This window comes from Streptomyces sp. 13-12-16 (assembly GCF_002114215.1).
GTDB lineage: Bacteria > Actinomycetota > Actinomycetes > Streptomycetales > Streptomycetaceae > Streptomyces.
In genome coordinates, this window is record NZ_NCTE01000977.1 from 1 (window position 1) to 4,635 (window position 4,635).

The 4,635-nt window shown below is 68.0% G+C and carries 6 protein-coding genes; 3 read left to right on the top strand and 3 right to left on the bottom strand.

Annotated elements, in window-relative coordinates:
* From B7767_RS33445 to B7767_RS48585, 3 genes are all read right to left on the bottom strand, one after another.
* Positions 1-654: alpha/beta fold hydrolase (locus B7767_RS33445; protein WP_143652759.1), on the bottom strand; the 654-nt coding region annotated here is incomplete at its 3' end.
* 32 nt (positions 655-686) lie between these two features.
* Complete coding sequence (locus tag B7767_RS48580) at positions 687-1,067, bottom strand: transposase (protein WP_306298019.1); 381 nt, start codon at positions 1,065-1,067, stop codon at positions 687-689.
* A complete protein-coding gene (locus tag B7767_RS48585; protein ID WP_256923658.1) occupies positions 974-1,495 on the bottom strand; it encodes a hypothetical protein in 522 nt (173 codons plus the stop codon). The genes B7767_RS48580 and B7767_RS48585 overlap by 94 nt, the downstream gene beginning before the upstream one ends.
* Positions 1,496-1,616: 121 nt before the next feature.
* Here B7767_RS48585 and B7767_RS33455 point away from each other — a divergent pair, with 121 nt between their 5' ends.
* The 3 genes from B7767_RS33455 to B7767_RS33465 all read left to right on the top strand — a co-directional run.
* On the top strand, positions 1,617-2,468 hold the full coding sequence (locus B7767_RS33455) for an IS5 family transposase (RefSeq protein ID WP_085575384.1): 852 nt from the start codon (positions 1,617-1,619) through the stop codon (positions 2,466-2,468).
* Between the two features lie 350 nt (positions 2,469-2,818).
* A protein-coding gene (locus B7767_RS33460) for an IS5 family transposase (protein WP_107486473.1) occupies positions 2,819-3,681 on the top strand; the annotation gives its coding sequence in 2 pieces (ribosomal slippage) (positions 2,819-3,175 and positions 3,178-3,681; 861 coding nt in all).
* 78 nt (positions 3,682-3,759) lie between these two features.
* Positions 3,760-4,635 (top strand): IS701 family transposase (locus B7767_RS33465; protein ID WP_085575385.1); only part of this gene is annotated, 876 nt, incomplete at its 3' end.

Genomic DNA, 4,635 nt, shown 5'->3' on the forward strand with positions numbered 1-4,635 from the left:
ACGGGCCTCGGCGGGACCGGTGACCTGGTCCTCGGAACCGACCAGCACCAGGGTGGGCACGCCGACGCTGCCGAGCCCGGCCCGCACGTCGAACGAGGCGAGCGCCTCGCAGGCGGCGATGTAGCAGCCGGGGTCGGTGGTGCGCACCATCTGCACGGCCCACTCGGTGATCGCGGGCTGGGCGGCGGCGAACCCGCCGGTGAACCAGCGCTCCGGCGAGGAACGGGCGATGGGGTCGAGCCCGTTCGTCCGTACGACGACCCCGCGCCGGCGGAACTCGTCCGCCGTGCCGAAGCGGGGCGAGGCGGCGATCAGCGCGAGGGACGCGAGCCGCTCGGGGTGGCGCAGGGCCAGCTCGATCCCGACGGCACCGCCGAGCGCGCAGCCGGCGTAGCCGAAGCGCTGCACGCCGAGGCTCTCCAGGGTGGCGAGCAGCCGCGCGGTGAGTTCGGCGACCGAGCCCGCGGGGTGGGCGGGGGCGCCTCCGTGTCCCGGCAGATCGAACCGGAACACACGCCACTGCTTCGTCAGCTCGGGAACCTGCCGGTCCCACATGTGCCATGTGGTACCCAGTGAGGGACCCAGGATCAGAACCGGAGCGTCTTCTGGCCCGTCAAAGCGGTATTGCAGGGTGTTGGGTGGTGTCTCACTCACGCCCCAGACCCTCTCACGTCTCACGGACGCCCCTATAACGCGGGGGCGCGGGAAACCGGTCTGACCAGGTTGAAGACCTCGCGAGCGGCATACCGCTTGAGGCATCGGATGAACTCACGGTGGGTCTTGCCCTCCCGGGTGCGGTGTTCGAAGTACGCCTGAGGGCGCGAATCGTGGCGCAGGCGAGTGAACACAATGCGGTGCAGGGCGGCGTTTGCCTGCCGGTCACCGCCGTAGTTGAGCCGGCGCGTGCTCCGACGGCCCGACGAATACTCGACGGGGCTGACCCCGCAAAGGGCAGCAAAGGATGCCTCGGTCTTCAGCCGCTCGGGTTGTCTCCCATGGTGATCAGCAAGGTGACTGCGCTGTCCGGGCCGATGCCCACCGGTACGAGTAGCTGTGGGGCGTGATATTCGACGAGCTGGGTCAGGCGTTGGTTCAGCTCATTGATCTGCCCGGTGAGCTGTTCGACGCGCTCCGCGAGCATTCTCAGGGTCATGCGGGTGGCCTGGGCCACCGCGTTCTCGCCGTCACCTGGCCCGAGGCGTGCACAGGTGCGGAAGAGCTCCCGGTTGCCCAAGCTGGACAGTCGTTCCCGCGGGGCGGGATCGGCGATGGCCAGGACGGCTTTGAGCTGGTTGATCGCTTGGGTACGGGCCTTGATCGCGGAGTCCTTGGCGAGCTTGAAGATCCGGGCGCTGTGCACCGGACCGTCGCCGGACTTGGCCCGGGCCCGGGCGCGGCCACTGAGCACGGCTCGCGCGGCGGCCTGAGCGTCGAGCGGGTCCGGCTTCCCGAGCAGCCGGCGGGCCGAGCGATCAGGTCGGTTCACTTCGTACACGTGAACGTGCTGGGCGAGCAGGTAGCGGGACAGGTCCGCTACTAAGAGAGCATCTGATCTAGATAGTTGATGTTCTGGGCTGTTTGTGTGACCGGTGGCGTTGACGGTCGTTGCACTGTGTGTGAGTGATCGCCGTCCGTACCGCAGTGATGTGTCCGATGCCCGCTGGGCTCTGATCGAGCCGGTCTTCACGGCCTGGCGGGCGAGACGGACCGGCCCTGGTACGGCGGCCCGGGTGCACGACCTGCGGGAGATCGTCAACGCGATCCTCTACGTCAACCGCACCGGCATCCCGTGGGAGTACCTGCCCCATGACTTCCCGCCGTACAAGACCGTCTACGACTACTACGCGAAGTGGGAAGCAGACGGCACGACCCAGCAGGTCCACGACCTGTTACGCGACAAGACCCGTCAAGCCCACGGCCGCAGGGCCGAGCCGACCGCGGCCGTAATCGACGCCCAGAGCGTGAAGACCTCGGCAAACGTCGCCGAGACCAGCCAGGGCATCGACGCCGGCAAGAAGATCAAAGGACGCAAACGGCACCTGATCACGGACACGCTCGGTCTCGTGCTGGCCGTCCTCATCACTGCCGCGAACGTGCACGACACCACCGGCGGCAAGCTCCTGCTCGACGACGTGGCCGCGGACCACCCCAGTGTGTACAAGGTCTGGGCCGACGGTGGATACCAGAACAGCATCTTCAATCACGGTGCCCTGCTCGGCATCGACGTGGAGGTGGTGCAGCGGCCTCGAGCCAAGGGGTTCGAGCCGTTGCCGAAACGCTGGGTGATCGAGCGGACCTTCGGCTGGCTGATGCAGCACCGGCGCCTGGTCCGGGACTACGAAGCCCTGCCCCAGAGATCCCGGGCAATGATCCACTGGGCGATGGCTAACAAAATGGCCCGCGAACTGACGGGAGAATCCACGCCACCCTGGCGAATCGAAACGGACATGACCGCCACAACAGCCTGAACAGTGATCAGATGCTCTCTTACTGGACGGCGGACACAGCCGACGGTGAGCCGGTCCGGTTTGGCGAAGTGTGAAATCGGCTGGTCGTGCTCCTGCTCTCCTTACTCGACAACGAGTTGGTGGTCCTCCCAGCAGGCGTCGACGAGCACCCTGGCTCGATGCCCGTTCGTACCCGGGTCTCCCCAGCAGCCAGTCAAACCGGTGCTGGGTCAGGGCCGTCTCGCCCAGCACGTTGTTGCACATCTTCACGGCATACGCCGTCCCGCTTCGCCATGGCAGGACACGATGCTTCATGCCACTGGCCTCTAGGGTCCGTCTTCAAAGATCATCAGATCGTGGATCATGGTGGGGTGGTACGTCGTCATGAACTCACTGACCAGGAGTGGGAGTTGCTCGCTCCACTGATACCGCGGGCCGCGACGGGCCGGCCGCGGGTGTCGGACCGCCAGGTCATCAACGGGATGGTCTACAAGATCCGCACCGGCATCTCGTGGCGTGACCTGCCCGAACGCTACGGGCCTTGGCAGACGGTCTACACCCGCTTCCGCCGCTACGCGATCGACGGGGTGTTCACCCGGGCCCTGCAGCAGATCCAGGCCCGGGCCGACGCCGCCGGTGACATCGACTGGCTGGTCCAGATCGACTCCACCATCGTCCGCGCCCACCAGCACGCCGCCGCCACCGGCCGAAAAGGGGGAATCAGCGGCCGGACGAACCGGACGATCACGCCCTCGGCCGATCCCGGGGCGGACTGACCACCAAGGTCCACCTCGCCTGCGACGGCAAGGGCCGTCCTCTGGCCCTCCTCGTCACGCCGGGCCAGCGCCATGACAGTGTCTGCGCACACATCCTGCTCGAACGCATCCGCGTTCCCCGCAGCAGCCTCGGCCGGCCACGCTGCCGACCCGACCAGGTCATCGCGGACAAGGCCTACAGCTCCCGCGGTTTCCGCGCCTACCTGCGGCGACGCGGCATCGCGCACACCATTCCCGAGAAGGCCGACCAGCGGCGGCACCGACTGCAGCGCGGAAGCCGCGGCGGTCGACCGCCAGGATTCGACCGGGAGACCTACCGCCGGCGCAACCTCGTCGAGCGCTGCTTCAACCGGCTCAAGGGCTCCCGCGGCATCGCGACCAGATACGACAAGACCGCCACCTCATACGAGGCAGCGGTCAGTCTCGCGTCGCTCCTGCTCTGGGCAAGATCCGTTTGAAGACGGACCCTAGTAGGGCTTGGTCAGGTCGGTTGGTGTGGTGCGTGTCCTTGGGGCCTGGTGTGGCGTTGAGGGTGTGTGACTCCGGACAAGATTGCTGCGGTGCGTGGTGAGTTGGAGGCGTTCGCGGCGGAGGTGTTCGAGCCGTTCGCGCGCAAGGATCAGCGCCGGTGGGGGCAGGTGTATCTGCGCGGGCTGCTGACCGACGGACAGCGCAAGTCGGTCGAGCCGATGGCCGCCCGGCTCGGGGAGGACGGCAATCGTCAGGCGCTGGCCAACTTCATCACCACCAGCCCCTGGGACCCGGCACACATCCGGGCCCAGCTCGCCTGGCGGATGGAGGAGGCGATCGGGCCCGAGGCCCTGGTCTTCGACGACACGAGGTTCCTCAAGGACGGAAGCGCCTCGGCGTGCGTGTCGCGGCAGTACACCGGCGCCGCGGACAAGGTCACCAACTGCCAGGTCGGCGTCTCGCTCCACCTCGCGTCCGATCACGCCTCCGCGGCGGTCAACTGGAGGCTGTTTTTGCCCCCGTCCTGGGATCCCGCCTCGCCGAAGGCCGATGCGGACAAGGTCGCCCGTCGCACTGCCTGCGGCATCCCGGACGATGTCGGGCACGTGGAGAAGTGGCAACTGGCCCTGGACATGCTCGATGAGACGCGCTCCTGGGGACTCGAGGTGCCGCTGGCCGTCGCGGACGCCGGATACGGCGACGCCGCCGCGTTCCGGCACGGACTGCAGGAGCGCGGCCTGAATTACGTGGTGGGGATCTCCGCCACGCTCTCCGCCCAGAGCGCCGACGCGGCGCTGGTGGCCGAGCCGTACTCCGGGAGGGGACGCCCGCCGGTGGCGAAGTATCCCGACCAGCCGTGGTCGGTGAAGGAGCTGGTCATCGCGGCGGGCCGGAAGGCGGCCAGGCCGGTGCAGTGGCGGGGGGGGGCCCCGCCCCGGGGC